Here is an 18,759-nt window from a genome sequence, read left to right as displayed (position 1 = left end):
CGCTGTAAATCCTCACGCCCTCCCTGCTGACGCAGAAAGGCAATAGGTGGACGACTTTTACGCCGCCCGCAGCAGCACCATGCCGCCGCTAACGTGGACTAATTTCGCACCGCCGTTCTCATTCCAAATCGGTCGACGCACGGGTGCATGTCGCGCGCGACCTGCGCGAGGCCCGCGACCGCGTTGCACGGACAGGCGGTGGGGCTATGGCCTGGACGTCGGTCAGGGCAGACACGGCGATCGCGCCGAGCCCTATTGATCCGGTCGAATGGCACGCGCTGATCCTAATCGAGGTCGCGGCGCTACTCGAAGGAAGGTTGCACCACTACCCGGTTGAGATCGTGGATGCCCCCGAGACAGGCCTTGTGCGAATTGCGGCGCGCACGGACGCGGTGCGAGATCGCTTCCGGGCCACATTCGGGCGCATGGAGGCCGCAGCCGCGCTGCAGCGCGACATACTGCGCGATGACGGAACTGTGGAATGGACGCTAACGGTGTCGGACGCGCTGACCCTTGGCCCTATCGCGCCAAAGCTGTCGCTCGAGGACGTCGTTGATGAAGACGGGCGGCGGCTCTACGTGTTTCGGCACGAGGGGCGCCTGCCCGTAGAGGCGCACGTGCTGCTGCGTCCACGGCCGGACCGTGGTACCGAGACCCAGATTCGTCGGCGCCTCAGGCATGTCGTCGCAGCCAGAGACAATCTTGATCTCCTCCGCGCGATCGGAAATCCGCAGAGCGTCGGACTTGACCCTGCCCTGCGCGCCATGGCTGCACCGGGTGCTCCGCCTGATGAACTCGACCCATCAAAGACCGATGCATGGGAGGCGATCTGCCTCGGCCACTCGATCGATCTGGTTGTCGGTCCACCTGGCGTCGGAAAGACATTCCTCGTATCCCGCCTAGTCAGCAGCATCCTTTCGTCCAACCCGACCGCCCGCGTCCTCATTGCTGCGCAAAACCACGAGGCGCTTGCGGAAATGGAGCGCACGCTGCGTGAACATTTCTCGCAGGCGGACCCAGACCCGATCGTCGTGCGCATCGAACGTCCCATGCCGGACCTGAGTGAAACCCAGCTTCGAGACCAGGCGCGCAAGCTTCTTGATATCTCCGTGCTTGCTGATGCGAGTCCCCTCTCGCGCCGGCGACGGGAAGCTGTCAACCGGATCTTGCGCAGGGCTGGTCCCGAATTCGAGGTGGATCCTGAAGGAGAGGCGATCTTGCGGGACACGGAGCATCTGATCCTGCGCAGCGCAGACGTGACGCTGGCCACAGCAAATTCCTCCATCATCGAAGAAATGGTCTCCGAGGGTGAGCAGTTCGACTGGGTGATCGTGGAGGAGGCCGCGCGAGCGAGCGGCCCGGAACTCATCGGCCCCCTGCTTCTGGGTGCCCGCCGGGTGCTGATCGGCGACCACCGCCAGCTCGCGCCTTTTGATGCCGAGCGCAAAGCACGGCTCTATCGCGACGATGCCGGTGAAGCGCTGCTCGCCGATGCTTCCGAGTTGATCGACGCTGTGTCCGACCTCCCGGATGCGGTCGGCATGTCGCTTGAGGCACTGGCAAGCGATCCGATACTCCGCGCCGACGCTCTCGGGGCAGCGCTTCGACTGGAGCAGCCATTCCGTGAAATCGCGGAAACGGCCGAAGAGGTAGTCTCTGCAAGGGTCGGGCCGGTCTCCATGCTCACCGAACAAAGCCGCATGCACCCCGTAATCTGCAGCCTAGTTTCCGACACATTCTATGGTGGACGGCTGACAACGGTGGAACGCCTTGCGGACCGGCCCTGTCCGATCACTCCAGCCAGCGGTGCGCTGTCAGCCCCGGTTGTCCTGTTCGACCTTCCGTCGTTGAGCCGAGCCCGGGTGAGTGCTTTCGAGACATATGACGGCACCTCGCTCTGCAATTCGGCCGAGGTCACAGCGCTATTCGGGGCCCTTGACCGGTTGGGCCCGACGAATGGAACTACTCCGACGCTCGCGATCCTGTCGCCTTACACGGCACAGTGCCGCGCTCTCAATGCGCGCGTGGCTTCGCTAATCGATTCTGAGACCGGGCTCCTGAACGGCTTCGCCAGCCCCAAGGGTGACGGTGTGTTCGTTCAAACGATCGACAGCTTCCAGGGTGGCGAAGCTGACATGGTGATGGTGAGCACCGTGCGCAACAATCAGAAGATGCGCCGGCATGCACTCGGCATCCTCGGGGACCGCAGACGCATGAACGTGTTGCTCAGCCGCGCAAAGCACAAACTCGTGCTCGTAACGTCGACCGGTTTTCTCAAGAACGCGGTCAAATGGTCCGAATCCGGAGGCGCGTCTGTACATGATTTCGAATTTCTGAGTACGTTGCTGAGACGGATCGACGAGATGGCGGCGCCAGACAACCCGGAGGCGGTGCCGTCAGCGTTGATCATCGCCTGCGATGAAGACGGGAAGGTGCTTCAATGACGCTGCTGATTCCAGCGGTATGGTATCATGCACGTGCTGTCATCGAGCGTCGATGGGGCTGGAGCCCCATCGAAGAGGAGATACTACTTGCCCTGCGTGAGAGACCCGGCACGAGCGCCTCGGTAGCAAACGAACTCGGTATTCCCCACCAGGTGGCGGGAGCAGCAGTGAGTCGGCTGATGCGGTTTGGGTTGATTGAGGTTCGCATCGCACCAGAGCCTGCACTCGCGATGACAGAAGCAGCCCGCGCCCATCTCCTGGCCGGGAGATCGCTGCCCGAGCGGGCGGTGCGTCGCGAGATGACTGTAAGTATCGTATTCGACAAACTGGGGGGGTCGGTGTTTCGCCGTCGCGAGGTGGTTATCAAGCCGGTGAAGAATATTCCTAGAGGAGCAACGATTGTTGACTTTCCGGACGATGAGGCGGAGACAGACTCTTCCATGGAAGAGCGCGTACGCCATTTGTTGAGTTCGTCGCTGCGTCCTGGCGAGGTCTTCGCGATGGTGCGCGCCAACCGTTCCTTGATCGAGAAGCGCTTCATCCACCTTGATCTTGAACGAGCAAGGAACGGTGCGTTTCCCGATGGCGCGAGCCACGCGCTGCGCGCGGCGGTGCGCGAGCATCTCGCTTCTGTTCGTCTTCTGACCGCAAGACCCAGCGAGCCAGCTCGTCCGGCTTGTCTCGATACACCGATCAAGACAACTTTGGCACAGGATCAGATCCTGTTCGGCGGTGGCGATCATCTTGCCCGCCTCGAGAAGGTAGTGGAAGCAGCGCGCAGCGATGTCTTCGTACTCTCGACCTTCGTCGCCGCGCAGGATGACGCGAACGCCGAGTACGGACAGGATCGTGTCTGGACCGCCCTGGAGCATGCTGTCCGGCGTGGGGTCCGGGTTCACCTCTTCTTCGGTTCTTCCCTTGACGATGAGTGCAAGCACACTCGGGCTATGGGGGAGCTCCAGAACAGATTACGCGCTGCTGGTGCGGGTGTCGCAGCCCATCTCGAACCGGTGCATAGCCACGCGAAAATCGTCGTAGCAGACGATGGGGGCGATGGCGCTCTTGCTTTGTTGGGGTCATGCAACTGGCTCCAGTCGCCATTTCGCGCCCACGAACTGTCGATCGAGCTGCGCGACGGCGCTGTCGCCGAGTGCCTCGATCTCTTCGGGGCCATCACGGCAGCGGTACCATCGGCCCGCGGCTCGCGCGATGCCATGCAGGCCATGCGGACAGCTTTAAGGTTGAATCCTAGTCGGCTGCTCGAACCTCTGAAAGCCGAAGGCACGATCCCCGTAAGCCTTAGCATCCTAGCGGCACCCGATCACCTGCCGCTGCTTCGCCGTGCTGCGCATGATGCCGAGGAACGCCTTGTCGTGATGACGCATCGAATGGGGTCGCCAATGATCCAGAACGTCTTCGATCCGGCGCAGTTGGCGTCCGAGCGAATTGCGACCGTTCAGGCGCTTTATTCGGTGCCCTCAGGCGAGGTGAAGAAGCGCGACGTGCGCGCCGCAGGGGAGATGGCCGGCGGACTTATCGACCTTAGAAAGGTCCAGAGCAAGCATGCCATGCTCCACGGCAAGGCTCTGCTCTGGGATCATGACGACATCGTGGTGACGAGCTTCAACTGGGGGTCGCAGTCCGCCTCGGAAGACAAGCCGCTTGATGAAATCGGCCTCCACTTGCACGGTAAAGGCGTTGCAGATCTCTTGCAGGCGGTTCTCGACACGCGCGTTCTGGACGCCAATGTTGGTGGAAGCGCAAGCAAAGTGTAGGCCCCGTAGAATTATCAGCTTGAAGCGGGCTATGGTTCTACGTCAGGTGTTCGTGTTCCTGCTCAATGGAAGCACCTGGGCGAACGCTCCCGTGGATGGCTCGAAATAGCCTTGACTGCGCGAGAGGTTATGATGGCCAAGGTGATCGATGCCGTTGCAGTGATTCAGGCGGGATATTGGCGCTTCACTTCGACGGTGTCTTGATCGTTTGTTCTCGGCCCAAGCGCATCACCGCATCCGTGTCCGGATCCAGAAGCTGCATCGCCTTGACATCCAGCACCGTCGCCAATCGATCCACGACGTCGATACTGGCGTTATAGATGCTGCGCTCCAGCGAGCTTATATAGGTCCGATCGATACCTGCGCTATGGGCAAGCTCCTCCTGCGACAGGCCTTTGGCTTGCCTCAAGATGCGCAGATTGCGGGCGAGTACCTCTCGGATTTCCATGCCGTGGAAAGCACGAGGTTGCAGAGTATTTTGCCACGGAGTATTCTCTACAAATTATTGCCCTACTTGTCATCGCCTCCCGGGCTTCTTTGAATTGGTAAGATTTCCATGCCGCAATGTCCTCACTGTATGACCGAGATCCACGAAGAAGCTTGGGTGTGCCCATCATGCGGCGCAAAGAAGGGAGTTTGGGGGGCAGGCTTCACCCGTCGCGACCTTGAGGTCCGTGCGGCGATTGTGGCGGCGATCGGACTCGTGCCGTTTGCTATCGGGCTAGGCTTTCTGGTCAAGGGCGAAGCGTCCGGCTTCATCCTCCTCGCCGGGCTGTCGCTGATTCCATTTGCCGCCGCCGCCGCCATCCTCGTTGCCTCAACGAGCAAGGAAAAATGGTACCGATAGTGGCCGGAGTAGTGGCATCGCAGTCAGAGCGGCAACTGCGCGCAATGGTTCAGTCCATCATCGAGCCAAGCTGGATCGAGTATGTCTTCGAGCCGCTGACGGACGCAGATCACCGGCGCGCGGCGGCGTTGCTGGACATGCTGGTCGATCTTCTGGTCGAAAGCGGCATCGGCGTGAAGTCTCTGCCGATCCTCGCGGACGATCCGGCTGACTGGTCGCGAAAGCGAAGGCTGCGGGCGCCGATCAATGAAAGCTATTTCGAATTGTCGGTGAACCCCGATGGTGGGATCAATCTACTTATCAGCTTTGAAGACAAAAGCTTCCATGAGCACGGGCTCAGCGTCGAGGCAGTCATCATCCTGATCCACTGCTTTACCAGTCTGCGGCTCGCTAGTCCGTTCCCTCAGCAGTGGAACGCGCATCCGGACTGCTGAACTATGATCAAATTCAGTTTGCTCGATCAGCGTCCCGCCGCTTTCGACAGCCATTGCCAACCTCATGCGATATAGCATGCGCTGCCTTGACGCTCACCTCATGCGACAGCCCGTAGCAAACAGATGCGCTCAATCTGACCGCCAGAAGCCTCGCCTTTGTGAAACAAAAGGCAAACCTTCCTGAAACGCCATACCGGGAAAATGGTCGGAGCGAGAGGATTCGAACCTCCGACCCCCTGCTCCCGAAGCAGGTGCGCTACCAGGCTGCGCTACGCTCCGACCGTGGGGGCGAGGTAGCGCGAGCCGCGCGGGAATGCAAGGGGGGACGGCCGCAAAAAGCGCTCAGTCGCGCGAAGCGCTGCGGCCGGAAAGGATGCGCTGAAGAACGCTGGATTTCGGGGCCGTCACGGATTCCCCCCGCAGCCGCGCCGCGATCACCGGGCGGTTCGAGCCGGCGCCGCGCGACCGTTCCCGCCAGACGATATAAAGCCCCGAGGCGATGATCACGCTGGCCCCGACGATCGTCGGACGATCCAGCGATTCGTTGAAGATGAACCAGCCGTAAATTGTTGCCCAGATCATCTGCGAATACTGCATCGGGGCGACGATGGCGGCCTCGCCCGCGCGGTAGGCGAGGATAGACAGGAAGCCACCCAGCAGACCCAGAACCGCGATCATCCCGGCCATGGCCAGATCCGGAAGCTGCATGGGCGTATAGGCGAGGCTGAGGCCCGCGCCTGTCAGCACCAGGTTGCCCAGCATCGGCCACATCAGCAGCACCAGCGGACGCTCGGCCCCGCCCAGCTTGCGGGTGACGACGGCGGTGGTGGCGCTGCAGAAGGCGGCCAGCAGTGCCGCCAGATGACCGAAGGACAGCGCATCGCCGCCGCCGGGGCGCAGCACGATCAACACTCCGCACAGGCCGAGCGCCACCGCCAGCCAGCGGTGGATGCCGACGCGTTCGCCCAGAATGGGGATCGACAGCAGGGTGATCAGCAGGGGCGTGGCGAACAGGATCGAATAGACTTGCGCCAGCGGCAGCACCGAAAACGCGAAGAAGGCGCAAATGCCCGATCCCATCGCGCAGACCGACCGCAGCGCGACCCAGCCGGGATGGTTGGGTCGCAGCGTGCCGGGCGTGCGTTCCTGCATCAGGATCAGCGAGACCAGCGGGAAGGACAGCAGGGACGAAAAAAACAGTACCTGCAAGGACGGGTAATGCGCGCCGAGCAATTTGATGATGGCGTCATGCGTGGCATAGACGCCCATCGAGATCAGCGCGAAGCCGATCCCCTTCAGATTGTTCGGCGCGGACACTCAGCCCCTCGCCAGCGCGGCGACGATCTTGTCGCCCATTTCACTGGTCGAGACGGGCGTGCCGCCTTCAGGCCCCATCAGGTCGGCGGTGCGGACGCCGTCGGCCAGCACGCGTTCCACCGCCTTTTCCAGATCGTCCGCCGCCTGACCCTCGCCATAGGAATAGCGCAGCGCCATCGCGAAGCTGAGGATGCAGGCGATCGGGTTGGCCTTGCCTTGGCCGGCAATGTCGGGGGCCGAGCCGTGGACCGGTTCATACAGCGCCTTGGGCCGGCCGTTTTCCATCGGCGCGCCAAGGCTGGCCGAGGGCAGCATGCCAAGGCTGCCGGTCAGCATCGCGGCGGCGTCGGACAGGATGTCGCCGAACAGGTTGTCGGTCACGATCACGTCGAACTGGCGCGGGTTGCGGACCAGCTGCATGGCGCCGTTATCGGCATACATGTGCGACAGCTCGACATCGGGATATTCGTTGTCATGGACCCATTGCACTTCCTCGCGCCAGAGGATGCCGGATTCCATCACGTTGGCCTTTTCCATCGAGCAGACGCGGTTGCCGCGCTTGCGGGCCAGCTCGAACGCGGCGCGGGCGACGCGGCGGATTTCGCCGCTGGTGTAGCGCTGGGTATTGATCCCGACGCGGCCGCCTTCGTTGTCGGGGTTGTTGTTGTCGTCATGGATGCCGCGCGGCTCGCCGAAATAGACGCCCGAGGTCAGTTCGCGCACGATCAGGATGTCGAGACCGGCCACGATGTCACGTTTCAGCGAGGAAAAATCCGCCAGCGCGTCGAAGCATTGCGCCGGGCGCAGGTTGGCGAACAGGTCCATTTCCTTGCGCAGGCGCAGCAGGCCGCGCTCCGGCTTGACCGAGAAATCCAGGTCGTCGTATTTCGGGCCACCCACGGCGCCCAGCAATACGGCATCGACCGCCTGCGCCTTGGCCATGGTTTCATCGGCGAGGGGTTTGCCATGCTTGTCATAGGCCGCGCCGCCGACCAGATCCTCGGACACGTCAAAGCGCATGCCGCGATTGGCCTCGAACCAGCCGATGATCTTGCGGACCTCGGCCATGACTTCGGGGCCGATGCCATCGCCGGGCAGGATCAGCAGGGAATAATCGGACATGGTTTCCTCGTATTTTTCGGGATTGAACGTTGGGTAACGCCGGCACTTGACGCGGTCAAGTTCACGGTGAATTGGGTTGCGCAAAGCGCCCTTATCGGGCCTCGTTGCAAATGATGAAGAATTCCGGGGGACAGTTCATGCAGCGCCTTCTTGCCGCATTTCTGGCGGCGATAATCGCCGTCGGGGCAACGACGCTTTCCCTGCGGGCCGATACCAAGGTGGCGGTTCCGATTCCCAACCTTGACGGGATTTCGCAGGCCGATGCGGAACGGCTGCTGGCGGCATTGGCGCAGATCAACGTCGTCACCTCGAACTGCCCCGATTACCGGATCAGTGACGACGAATGGATGCTGCTGACCGGCACCGGCGACATGCTGGCGGCGCGGCTGGGGATCGACCCCGCCACCTATGACCGCAACTATTACGGCCCCGCTTTCCGCATGATGGAGGATCCGGGCGCCTGTGACCGCATCGGGCCGCGCGCGCGCCCCATCATCGATGATCTGATCGCCATGGGCGGGGGCTGGGCAGGCAAGGGCAGCAGCGCCAGCAAGGCCGACAAATAGGCTCATCCGCCGATCTCCAGATCGATCCAGACCAGCTTGTGTGGCGAGGCTGTCGCCGCAGCCTGTGACAGTTCTTGTCCTTCCGCAGGCCAGAACACGCCCGTGTCCGTGACCTTCTGCCCCGCCGAGGGCAGCACATAGGTCACCCGCAGGTTGCCCGGTTCGCCATCAGGCCAATCGGCAGTATCGAGGCTGGGGTCGCCAGTCTGTTCCGCATCTGCCGCCGCGACGCCGCCCTCGCTGCGGGGCAAGGGGTCGGTCAGGCGCGGATCGGCAAGCAGGGCGCGGATCGCCTCGTGCCGGCCGTCGCCATCCTGCGGATCCAGATTGGCATTGCCGGCCAGCACGAAGGGCGCATCGGGCAGGTGCCGCGTCCAGAAAGCGATCTCGTCATGGTTGCGGCGGCCGTTGCGGTCCTCGGGGCCGTCAAAGACCGGGGCGGTGGCGGCGAAAGCCAGAAGATGCAGAGGCGGTTGTGTCAGGATTTCCACGTCCCAATGGCCGTTCGTGGACAGGCGCTGCACGGCGGCGGCCTCGGGCGTCAGGGCCGTGTCGATCAGGTTGCCGGGCTGGTCGCGCCACAAGGCGGCGCTGTAATCGGTGATCTCGCCCAGCGGGATTCGCGACAGGATCGCCATGCCGTTCTGGCCGGTAAAGCTGCCCCAGCCTTGGGAATCGTCGGCCTCGGCCAGCCTGCCATCGCCGTCCAGATCGGCACCGCTGGCCATGCCCCGGTTGGGCTGGGGGCTAAGAAGATGCGGGTAATCCGCGCCGGAGCGGGCCAAAAGCTGGGAAAAGGCGCGCAGGGCGGCGCGGTCATGGTCCCAGTCGAAGCCGGTCAGCAGCAGGACATCGGGGCTCACCCTGGCGATGACCATGGCGGCGGCGAGGATCTGGGGATCCTTGCCGCGCTGGATATCGCGCAGCAGCAGGCCCGGGCCCTTGCGGGTCAGTTCGGGGTCGAAGCTGGCGATGCGAATGGTTTCGGCCGCCGCGGGACTTGCCAGCGCGGCGGCCAGAATTGTCGTCAGAATGGCCCGTTTCAGACCCAAGGGCGGGCTTGGCTGGCCGTCGCCTCGAAGGCGTCAATCGCCGCCCCGCGCTCCAGCGTCTGGCCGATATCGTCCAATCCGTTCAACAGGTTATGCTTGCGGGTCGGGTCCACGTCGAAATGGTATTCGGTCCCGTCCGGGGCCGTCACTTTCTGGTTTTCCAGATCGACCGTCAGGCGCGCGTTTTCGCCGTTGCGGGCGTCTTCCATCAGGGCCTGGACGGCGTCTTCTGGCAGCACGACGGGGAGGATGCCGTTCTTGAAGCAGTTGTTGAAGAAGATGTCGGCGAAGCTTGTTGAAATCACACAACGAATCCCGAAATCCAGCAGCGCCCAGGGGGCGTGTTCGCGGGACGAGCCGCAGCCGAAATTGTCGCCGGCGACGATGATTTCGGCGTTGCGATACGCCGGCTGGTTCAGAACGAAGTCACTGATTTCATTGCCTTCCCGGTCAAAACGCATCTCGTCGAACAGGTTCTTGCCAAGACCCGAACGGTGGATCGTTTTCAGGAACTGTTTCGGGATGATCATGTCGGTGTCGATGTTCACCAGCGGCATCGGTGCGGCCACGGCGGTGAGGGTGGTGAATTTTTCCATATCCTAAAATCCTGTCTGGGGGTGCCCGCACAGCGCGTACACAGCCTGTACACAGGCCGTGCACAACGCGTGCATAGGCGGCCGCCTTACGCCGTTTCCGTTTCGCTCATCACGTCGCGCACATCGACCAGATGGCCCGCGACCGCCGCCGCGGCCGCCATGACCGGCGACATCAGATGCGTGCGGCCCTTGTAACCCATGCGACCTTCGAAATTGCGGTTCGAGGTCGCGGCGCAGCGTTCGCCCGGTGCCAGTTGGTCCGGGTTCATGCCAAGGCACATGGAGCAACCGGCGAGACGCCATTCGAAGCCGGCATCGATGAAGACCTTGTCCAGACCCTCTTCCTCGGCCTGCATGCGGACCAGACCGGAACCCGGCACGACCATGCCGCGCACGCCGTCGGCCAGATGCTTGCCCTTCAGGATGCAGGCGGCGGCGCGCAGATCCTCGATCCGGCCATTAGTGCAGGAGCCGATGAACACGGCGTCGATCTTGATGTCGGTCAGCGCCATGCCCGGCGTCAGGCCCATATAGTCGAGCGAGCGCTGCGCCGCTGCAACCTTGCCGCCTTCGAAATCGTCGGCCGAGGGCACGCGGTCGGTGATGGGCAGCACGTCTTCGGGGCTGGTGCCCCATGTCACGACGGGGGCGATGTCTTCGCCCTTGATGGTGATGACCTTGTCATAATGCGCGCCTTCGTCGCTGGTCAGGGTCTTCCACCAGTTCAGTGCGGCTTCCCATGCGGCACCTTTCGGCGCATGGGGGCGGCCCTTCACATATTCAAAGGTCTTTTCATCGGGCGCGATCAGGCCGGCGCGGGCGCCGCCTTCGATGGCCATGTTGCAGACCGTCATGCGGCCTTCCATGGACAGGTCGCGGATCGCCTCGCCGCAATATTCGATGACATAGCCGGTGCCGCCGGCGGTGCCGGTCGCGCCGATCACCGAGAGGGTGATGTCCTTCGCGGTCACACCGGGGCGCAGCTTGCCGGTGATTTCGACCTTCATGTTTTTCGATTTGGTCTGGATCAGCGTCTGGGTGGCCAGAACGTGCTCCACCTCTGACGTGCCGATGCCGTGGGCGAGCGCGCCGAACGCGCCATGTGTCGCGGTGTGGCTGTCGCCGCAGACGACGGTCATGCCGGGCAGGGTCCAGCCCTGTTCGGGGCCGACGATGTGGACGATGCCTTGGCGGATATCGCTCATCGGGTAGTAGTTGAGGCCGAACTCTTTCGCGTTCTTGTCGAGTTCCGCCACCTGAATGCGGCCTTCGGGGTTTTCGATCCCGTTCACGCGGTCGGCGGTGGTGGGCACGTTATGGTCGGGGACGGCGATGGTCTGATCGGGGCGGCGGACCTTGCGGCCAGCCATGCGCAGACCTTCGAAGGCCTGCGGGCTGGTGACCTCGTGGACCAGATGGCGGTCGATATAGAGGATGCTGGTGCCGTCATCGGTGGTATCGACGATATGGGCGTCCCAGATTTTATCGTAAAGCGTACGGGGTTTTCCCGCGTTGGATGGGCCGGTCATGGCTGTTCTCTTGTTCAGGAATGGCTTGCAAATGCGAAAGGTCATGCGGGGGCTTCCCGCCGCCGATCACAGTCGGGCAGTCACGGACAGGCTTTCGCCGTAAAAGCGGCCCGGCAGGCGGGCGCGGTCGTGAATGTTGAAATAGCGCATCATGGGCCGGGAAGTTACGCCTGTGGGGGCGGCGTGGCAAGGGATTCGCGGCCGGGCGTCAAAAGCAGAGGGCAGGCCCCGACCGAGGTGGGGGCGGGCGGGGGCTGCCCGGCGGTTCCCGCCGGGCGTTGCCTTGACGTCTGGCGCTTGCGAAGGTCGGCGCATAGGGCGACAAGGGCCAATGCTGATCCTGCTGAACAAACCTTACGGCGTCTTGCCGCAATTTACCGATCAATCGGCCAATCCGCGCCCGACACTGGCCGACTATGTCGATGTGAAGGGCGTCTATCCGGCCGGCCGGCTGGACATGGACAGCGAAGGGCTGATGCTGCTGACCGATAACGGCCGCTTGCAGGCGCGCATCGCGGATCCGAAGCACAAGATGGAAAAGACCTATCTGGTGCAGGTCGAGGGCGCGCCGGATCAGGCCCAGCTTGACGCGCTGCGCAAGGGCGTCACCCTGAAGGACGGCCCGACTTTGCCCGCAAGGGCCGAGTTGATCGCGCCCCCCGATCTGTGGCCGCGCGACCCGCCGGTGCGGTTCCGCAAGACCGTGCCCGATGCCTGGATCCGGCTGACCATCCGCGAGGGCCGCAACCGGCAGGTGCGCCGCATGACCGCCGCCGTGGGCCTGCCGACGCTGCGGCTGGTGCGCTGGCAGGTCGGCGACTGGGTGCTGGACGGGATCGCGCCCGGCGACTGGCGGCGGGTTGAGCTCTGAAAATTAACCCTTTCTTAAGAATTGCCGAGAGTCCGGCGGGTGTTTGTTGTATGTTCTGACCTCAGTTGGTGAGGTGTGACATGTTGATATTGGCAGGCGTCCTGGGGGCCATTGCGGCAGGTGCCGCGTTCGAGCTGCTTGGCAATGACGAGGATGGCAGCGAGGATAAAGACGCCGACGAAGGGCTGGCCCAAGAGCGCCGCGATGATGATGTGCCGGATCTTGCCTTGCTGGATGCGGGCCGCGATCAGGTCGCGCCCGAAGTCGAACTTCCCGCCGAAGACGTGCCTCCCCCCGAAGACGTGCTTCCCGCTGATGCCGTGCCAAGCGGGCCTGGCACACCCTTGGGCGAGGTCATCACAGGCAGCGGCGCCGTGTCAGGCGGGACCGGCGATGACGTGATCACTGGCAGCGATGCAATCGACGATCTGGCCGGCGGGGCGGGCAATGACACGCTGAGCGGGCGGGGCGAGGACGACTGGATCTATGGCGACGACGCGCGCGACGCCTGGGGCGACGACCAGCTGGACGGCGGCGACGGGCAGGACACGCTGGCCGGCAATGGCGGCAACGATCTGCTGATGGGCGGCGAAGGCGACGACCGCATGTTCGGCGGCGAAGGCGATGACACGTTGCAGGGCGATGCGGGCGACGACTGGCTGGATGGGGCCTCGGGCGATGATCTGCTGGCCGGTGGCGCCGGGAATGATGACCTTGCCGGGGGCTTGGGCGCGGATACGCTGGACGGGGGCGCCGGTGCGGATTCGCTGCATGGCGGCGCGGGCGATGATCTGTTGATCGGCAGCGCGGGCGATGTGCTGGACGGGAACGAGGGTGACGATACGTTCCGCCTGTCCTATGACAATGAAGAAGGCGTGGCGCTGATCGCCGATTACGCCAAGGGCGACCAGATCGAGATTGCCGTCCACCACCCGCAGGCCGAACTGTCCATCAGCCACGATGCCGACGGCGCTGCCGTGCTGGCGATTGATGGGCAGCCGGTGGCCAAGGTTCTGGACGCACCGGGCCTGTCGCTGGCGGATATCATATTGTTGCGCCCGGCAAGCTGAGGCTTTCTTTTCCTGCGCAAATTTCGTATAGGCGCGCGTTCGCTGGTGAAAATCGGCGTGCATCCTCCATGGGCCAGTTCTGGACGACATCCCGGGCTGTGCCATAACCTGTTGATCCCGAAAGGAGACCCCGATGTCGATCACGGTTGAAGAAAAGAATCGCCTGATGACCGAATTCGCCACCAAGAAAGGCGATACCGGTTCCCCGGAAGTTCAGGTCGCGATTCTGACCTCGCGCATTACCACCCTGACCGAGCACTTCAAAACCCACAAGAAGGACAACCACAGCCGTCGTGGCCTTCTGAAGCTGGTGGCTCAGCGCCGCAAGCTGCTGGACTATCTGAAGGGCAAGGAAGAGGCCCGTTACCAGGACCTCATCAAGCGTCTGGGTATCCGCCGCTAAGATCCGGCCTTGTGGCAGGATCAGCGCCCGTGGCTTCGGCTGCGGGCGTTTTTCGTTGCTGGAAGGGGCGTCAGCGGTCGTTGAAGCCCTTGCCGGCGAGGATTTTCGGGGCTGCCTTGTCGATCCGGGTTTCGCGGGTGGCCACCTGTTTGGCTGTTCCGAAATGCAGCACCCAGGACCGGCGGCGGCCCGGTGTCAGCGCCTCGAATGCCTCGCGGAAATCGGTGTCGCCGTCCAGGCGGCGGACGAGTTCCTGAGGATATTCCAGGTCGTCCTTGGGCAGGTCGACGCTCAGGCCCTGTTCCTCGATCCGCGCGGCCTCGGCGATATAGGCGCGCAGCGTGGGTTTCGCCGCGTTGATCTGATCGAGGTCGGTGAAGTTGATGACGCGAGAGCTGCGCGAATTGTCGCCCGGCGCTTCCAGCAGGCCTTGGGGGTCGGTCATCAGCACGCCCTTGAAGAACCCGATGGCGGCGCGGTCTTTGAAACCCCAGATGATCGCGACATTGCCGCCATGGGCGGTATAGACGGGCGAGGACCACTTGAACGTCTCGGTCAGGCCGGCATCCAGCAGGATCGCGCGCAGGGCCAGCAATTCGTCGCGCCATGTCGCCAGTTGGGAAAAGAAGGCGTCCAGGCGGACGCTGTCAGGCGGCAGGGTCTTGGCAGGTTTGGTGTCGGCCATATCGGTTCCCCGGTGATGCAATCAGAAGATTGGCAAAGGCAGGGATAACTGTCCATACGGGGCAGGCTGTGGCGAAATCCGGAAGCGGGGGCAGCATTCCTCTGCGTTCCGGCGTATGCTGTGGCCATCGATAGAACGAAAAACAATAACGGAGGGACCATGCAAACTGGTGTTTGGATAAGTCTGACGGCGTATTTCGCGCTTATGCTGGCCATTGGCGTTTATGCCTGGCGCAAATCGACTTCGAATTCGGAAGAATACATGCTGGGCGGGCGCAACCTGCCGCCGTCGGTCGCGGCGCTGTCGGCGGGTGCGTCCGACATGAGCGGCTGGCTGCTGCTGGGTCTGCCCGGCGCGCTGTTCGTGTCGGGCCTGTCGCAAAGCTGGATCGGGATCGGGCTGTTCATCGGGGCCTGGGTCAACTGGGTCGTCGTCGCCCCGCGCCTGCGCCAGCAGACCGAGGAATACGACAACAGCCTGACCATCCCCGGATTTCTGGGCAATCGCTTCCCGTCGCAGGCGCGGCTGCTGCGGATCGTGTCGGCCATCGTGATCGTGGTCTTCTTTGCGGTTTACACGGCATCGGGCCTTGTCGGCGGCGGCAAGCTGTTCGTCAGCGCCTTCAACGGCGGCTATATGACCGGCGTGCTGCTGACGCTGGGGATCGTCATGGTTTACACCGTCATGGGCGGCTTTCTGGCGGTGTCGCTGACCGATTTCGTGCAGGGCATCATCATGATGCTGGCGCTGGTCATCATGCCCATCGTGATCCTGACGACCGGGCAGGGCGACGGCATTGCCACCGCCGCCGACCGCCTGCGCGAGGCGGTGGGGCCAGACTATCTGTCACTGACAGCGGGGCTGACCTTCATGGGCTGGCTGTCGGCGGTGGCCTGGGGCCTGGGCTATTTCGGTCAGCCGCATATCATCGTGCGTTTCATGGCCATCCGCAGCGTCAAGGAAGTGCCGACCGCCCGCAATATCGGGATGAGCTGGATGGCGGTGTCGCTGATCGGCGCGATCTCGCTGGGGATTTTCGGGCGCGCCTATGCCGAACGCAACGGGCTGGAGGTCGCGGACCCCGAGACCATCTTCATCATCCTGTCGAATCTGCTGTTTCATCCGTTGGTGACGGGCTTCCTGTATGCGGCGCTGCTGGCCGCGATCATGTCCACGGTGTCCAGCCAGCTGCTGGTCGCCTCGTCTTCGCTGACCGAGGACATTTACCACACCGTCTTCAAGCGTGATGCGACCGACACCGAACTGGTGACGGTCGGGCGGATTGCGGTGCTGCTGGTGGGGCTGGTCGCGGTGGTCATCGCCTCGGATCCCGATGCGCAGGTGCTGGGGCTGGTGTCCAACGCATGGGCCGGTTTCGGCGCGGCATTTGGCCCGCTGATCATTCTGGCGCTGACATGGAAGCGGATGACCGGCGCGGGCGCGGTTGCGGGGCTGATCGTCGGGGCCGTCGTGGTCGGGCTGTGGATCATGCTTGGCCTCAGCAGCGTGCTGTATGAGATCGTGCCGGGCTTTGTCGCCGCATGGATCGCGATTGTCGTGGTCAGCAACATGACGCCCGACCGGGGCGAGTACCGGGCGCCGAAAGCGGTCTGATCCGCGATCCGGAAATCGATCGAAGCTGCGCCCGTCCCGATTGGGGCGGGCGCATTGCGTTCTGCAATAGGCGCTGCCCGCTGACACTTCCCAAAGCCCTTGATTTCCTGTATTGCCCCCCAATCTGTGACGTGACGCCCGGCCCCGGGGCGCCGCAAAGGATCGGGGCGGCGGCAATGGGGCCGCCAAAAACATGGCGCGGCCGGAGGGCCGGTGCGCGCCCAGAGGAAACACGATGTTTGATGAAGTGAAAAAATCCATCCAGTGGGGGCCGGAAACCCTGACGCTGGAAACGGGCAAGGTTGCCCGTCAGGCCGACGGCAGTGTGATCGCCACTTTGGGCGAAACCAGCGTCATGGCCAACGTGACCTTCGCCAAGGAACCGAAGCCCGGTCAGGACTTCTTCCCGCTGACGGTCCACTATCAGGAAAAATACTATGCCGCCGGCAAGATTCCGGGCGGCTTCTTCAAGCGCGAGGCGCGCCCGACCGAGAAAGAGACGCTGACCGCGCGTCTGATCGACCGTCCGGTCCGCCCGCTGTTCGCGCCGGGCTTCAAGAACGAAGTTCTGGTCATGTGCACCGTGCTGTCGCACGATCTGGTCAACGATCCCGATATCGTCGCCATGATCGCCGCCTCGGCCGCGCTGACCATTTCCGGTGTGCCGTTCATGGGCCCGATCGGTGCGGCCCGCGTCGGCTTCGTCGATGGCGAATATGTGCTGAACCCCGAGGTTCAGGACATGGACCAGCTGCGCAACAACCCCGAGCAGCGTCTGGATCTGGTTGTCGCCGGCACCAAGGACGCCGTGATGATGGTCGAATCGGAAGCCTACGAGCTGACCGAGGACGAGATGCTGGGCGCGGTCAAGTTCGGCCATGACGCCATGCAGCCGGTGATCGACATGATCATCGACTTCGCCGAAACCGCCGCGAAAGAGCCGTTCGACTTTCAGTCGCCCGACTATTCCGAGCTGTATGCCCGCGTGAAATCGCTGGGCGAAGACGGCATGCGCGATGCCTATGCCATCGTTGACAAAAGCGATCGCCGCGACGCCATTCAGGTTGTCCGCGAAGGGATCGTGGCGGCCCTGAACGAAGACGAGCTGGCTGATGCCAACCTCGGTTCGGCGCTGAAAAAGCTGGAATCGGCGATTCTGCGCGGTGACGTGGTTGCCAATGGCAAGCGCATCGACGGCCGCGACACGAAGACCGTGCGCGCGATTGAAAGCGAAGTGGGCGTGCTGCCGCGCACCCATGGCTCGGCCCTGTTCACCCGCGGTGAAACGCAGGCGCTGGTCGTGACCACGCTGGGCACCGGCGATGACGAACAGATCATCGACGCGCTGCACGGCAACTTCCGTTCGAACTTCCTGCTGCATTACAACTTCCCGCCATATTCGGTCGGCGAGGTTGGCCGCGTGGGTTCGCCCGGTCGCCGCGAAATCGGCCACGGCAAGCTGGCTTGGCGCGCGCTGCAGGCTGTTCTGCCCGCCGCCACCGACTTCCCCTATACCATCCGCGTCGTGTCCGAGATCACCGAATCGAACGGCTCGTCGTCGATGGCGTCTGTCTGCGGCGGCTCGCTGTCGATGATGGATGCGGGTGTTCCGCTGAAGGCGCCGGTGGCCGGTGTCGCCATGGGCCTGATCCTGGAAGATGATGGCAAATACGCCGTTCTGACCGACATTCTGGGCGACGAGGATCACCTCGGCGATATGGACTTCAAGGTCGCCGGGACCGAGAAGGGCATCACCAGCCTGCAGATGGACATCAAGGTCGCAGGCATCACGCCTGAAATCATGAGCCAGGCGCTGTCGCAGGCGAAAGACGGCCGGATGCACATCCTGGCCGAGATGGGCAAAGCCCTGACCGAAGGCCGTCGTGAGTTCAGCGAGCACGCCCCGCGCATCGAAACGATGCAGATCCCGACCGACAAGATCCGCGAAGTGATCGGCTCGGGCGGGAAGGTCATCCGCGAGATCGTGGAAGTCTCGGGCGCGAAGGTCGACATCAACGACGACGGCACCATCAAGATCGCATCCGCCAATGGCGAGTCGATCAAGAAGGCTTACGAGATGATCCACTCGATCGTCGCGGAGCCGGAAGAAGGCCAGATCTACACCGGCAAGGTGGTGAAGCTGGTCGATTTCGGCGCTTTCGTGAACTTCTTCGGCAAGCGTGACGGTCTGGTCCACGTCTCCCAGATTGCCAACAAGCGTCTGGGTCACCCGAACGAGCTGCTGAAGGAAGGTCAGGAAGTGAAGGTCAAGCTTCTGGGCTTTGACGACCGCGGCAAGGTGCGTCTGGGCATGAAGATGGTCGATCAGGAAACCGGCGCGGAAATCACCGAGTCCAAGGAAGAAACCGCCGAATAATCGGCTTGGCTTCTTGAACATTCAGGCCGGTCCGGGGATGCTCGGGCCGGCCATTTT

The 18,759-nt window shown here is 63.1% G+C and carries 17 protein-coding genes and 1 tRNA gene; 10 read left to right on the top strand and 8 right to left on the bottom strand.

Features of this window, described 5'->3' with window-relative positions; translation table 11 throughout:
- The first annotated feature begins 206 nt into the window (after positions 1-206).
- Both G7044_RS12805 and G7044_RS12800 read left to right on the top strand, forming a co-directional pair.
- Positions 207-2,444, top strand: coding sequence for an AAA domain-containing protein (locus tag G7044_RS12805; RefSeq protein WP_166329428.1), 2,238 nt, complete (start codon positions 207-209; stop codon positions 2,442-2,444).
- Entirely contained in the window at positions 2,441-4,219 is a 1,779-nt protein-coding gene (locus tag G7044_RS12800; RefSeq protein WP_166329426.1) for a phospholipase D-like domain-containing protein, read from the top strand. The genes G7044_RS12805 and G7044_RS12800 overlap by 4 nt, the downstream gene beginning before the upstream one ends.
- Positions 4,220-4,403: 184 nt before the next feature.
- On the opposite strand, the gene G7044_RS12795 is transcribed toward G7044_RS12800, so the two are convergent.
- Positions 4,404-4,667, bottom strand: coding sequence for a helix-turn-helix domain-containing protein (locus tag G7044_RS12795; RefSeq protein WP_166329424.1), 264 nt, complete (start codon positions 4,665-4,667; stop codon positions 4,404-4,406).
- Between the two features lie 129 nt (positions 4,668-4,796).
- On the opposite strand from G7044_RS12795, the gene G7044_RS18020 reads away from it, so the two are divergent.
- Together G7044_RS18020 and G7044_RS12785 are read left to right on the top strand one after the other, a co-directional pair.
- Positions 4,797-5,066, top strand: a complete 270-nt coding sequence (locus G7044_RS18020; RefSeq protein ID WP_235931290.1) for a hypothetical protein — start codon at positions 4,797-4,799, stop codon at positions 5,064-5,066.
- Positions 5,054-5,500: a hypothetical protein gene (locus G7044_RS12785; protein WP_166329422.1), complete on the top strand. Its 447-nt coding sequence runs from the start codon at positions 5,054-5,056 to the stop codon at positions 5,498-5,500. Before G7044_RS18020 ends, G7044_RS12785 begins: the two co-directional genes overlap by 13 nt.
- Positions 5,501-5,702: 202 nt before the next feature.
- Here the strand turns inward: G7044_RS12785 and G7044_RS12780 are convergent.
- From G7044_RS12780 to leuB, 3 genes are all read right to left on the bottom strand, one after another.
- Positions 5,703-5,779: transfer RNA gene (locus tag G7044_RS12780), tRNA-Pro, on the bottom strand.
- A 63-nt stretch (positions 5,780-5,842) separates the two neighbouring features.
- The gene (locus G7044_RS12775) at positions 5,843-6,817 is read right to left on the bottom strand and encodes a DMT family transporter (protein ID WP_328803853.1); all 975 of its coding nucleotides are present in this window, start codon (positions 6,815-6,817) and stop codon (positions 5,843-5,845) included.
- Positions 6,818-7,939: a 3-isopropylmalate dehydrogenase gene (gene leuB / locus G7044_RS12770; protein WP_166329420.1), complete on the bottom strand. Its 1,122-nt coding sequence runs from the start codon at positions 7,937-7,939 to the stop codon at positions 6,818-6,820.
- A gap of 137 nt (positions 7,940-8,076) precedes the next feature.
- Here leuB and G7044_RS12765 point away from each other — a divergent pair, with 137 nt between their 5' ends.
- On the top strand, positions 8,077-8,505 hold the full coding sequence (locus tag G7044_RS12765) for a hypothetical protein (protein WP_235931289.1): 429 nt from the start codon (positions 8,077-8,079) through the stop codon (positions 8,503-8,505).
- Positions 8,506-8,507: 2 nt separating this feature from the next.
- Here G7044_RS12765 and G7044_RS12760 read toward each other — a convergent pair whose 3' ends face one another.
- The 3 genes from G7044_RS12760 to leuC all read right to left on the bottom strand — a co-directional run bounded on the left by G7044_RS12760 (position 8,508) and on the right by leuC (position 11,682).
- Positions 8,508-9,557 (bottom strand): endonuclease/exonuclease/phosphatase family protein, encoded by a 1,050-nt coding sequence (locus G7044_RS12760; RefSeq protein WP_166329418.1) that lies wholly within the window; start codon positions 9,555-9,557, stop codon positions 8,508-8,510.
- A complete protein-coding gene (gene leuD, locus G7044_RS12755; protein WP_166329416.1) occupies positions 9,548-10,153 on the bottom strand; it encodes a 3-isopropylmalate dehydratase small subunit in 606 nt (201 codons plus the stop codon). The genes G7044_RS12760 and leuD overlap by 10 nt, the downstream gene beginning before the upstream one ends.
- 86 nt (positions 10,154-10,239) lie before the next feature.
- Positions 10,240-11,682, bottom strand: a complete 1,443-nt coding sequence (leuC, locus tag G7044_RS12750) for a 3-isopropylmalate dehydratase large subunit (RefSeq protein ID WP_166329414.1) — start codon at positions 11,680-11,682, stop codon at positions 10,240-10,242.
- A gap of 331 nt (positions 11,683-12,013) precedes the next feature.
- On the opposite strand from leuC, the gene G7044_RS12745 reads away from it, so the two are divergent.
- The 3 genes from G7044_RS12745 (at position 12,014) to rpsO (ending at position 14,026) form a co-directional block, all read left to right on the top strand.
- A complete protein-coding gene (locus G7044_RS12745) occupies positions 12,014-12,553 on the top strand; it encodes a pseudouridine synthase (RefSeq protein ID WP_166329412.1) in 540 nt (179 codons plus the stop codon).
- 80 nt (positions 12,554-12,633) lie between these two features.
- Entirely contained in the window at positions 12,634-13,623 is a 990-nt protein-coding gene (locus G7044_RS12740) for a calcium-binding protein (RefSeq protein ID WP_166329410.1), read from the top strand.
- Positions 13,624-13,756: 133 nt separating this feature from the next.
- Entirely contained in the window at positions 13,757-14,026 is a 270-nt protein-coding gene (gene rpsO / locus G7044_RS12735) for a 30S ribosomal protein S15 (RefSeq protein WP_166329408.1), read from the top strand.
- Positions 14,027-14,096: 70 nt separating this feature from the next.
- Here the strand turns inward: rpsO and G7044_RS12730 are convergent, their stop codons facing one another.
- Entirely contained in the window at positions 14,097-14,711 is a 615-nt protein-coding gene (locus tag G7044_RS12730) for a YdeI/OmpD-associated family protein (protein WP_166329406.1), read from the bottom strand.
- A 159-nt stretch (positions 14,712-14,870) separates the two neighbouring features.
- Between G7044_RS12730 and putP the strand changes: the two genes are divergently transcribed.
- A complete protein-coding gene (gene putP / locus G7044_RS12725) occupies positions 14,871-16,325 on the top strand; it encodes a sodium/proline symporter PutP (protein WP_166329404.1) in 1,455 nt (484 codons plus the stop codon).
- 235 nt (positions 16,326-16,560) lie between these two features.
- Positions 16,561-18,702, top strand: coding sequence for a polyribonucleotide nucleotidyltransferase (pnp, locus tag G7044_RS12720; RefSeq protein WP_166329402.1), 2,142 nt, complete (start codon positions 16,561-16,563; stop codon positions 18,700-18,702).
- The last annotated feature ends 57 nt before the right edge of the window (positions 18,703-18,759 follow it).

Source organism: Paracoccus xiamenensis (genome assembly GCF_011308835.1).
Lineage (GTDB): Bacteria > Pseudomonadota > Alphaproteobacteria > Rhodobacterales > Rhodobacteraceae > Paracoccus > Paracoccus xiamenensis.
This window is presented reverse-complemented; position numbering and strand designations above follow the sequence as displayed.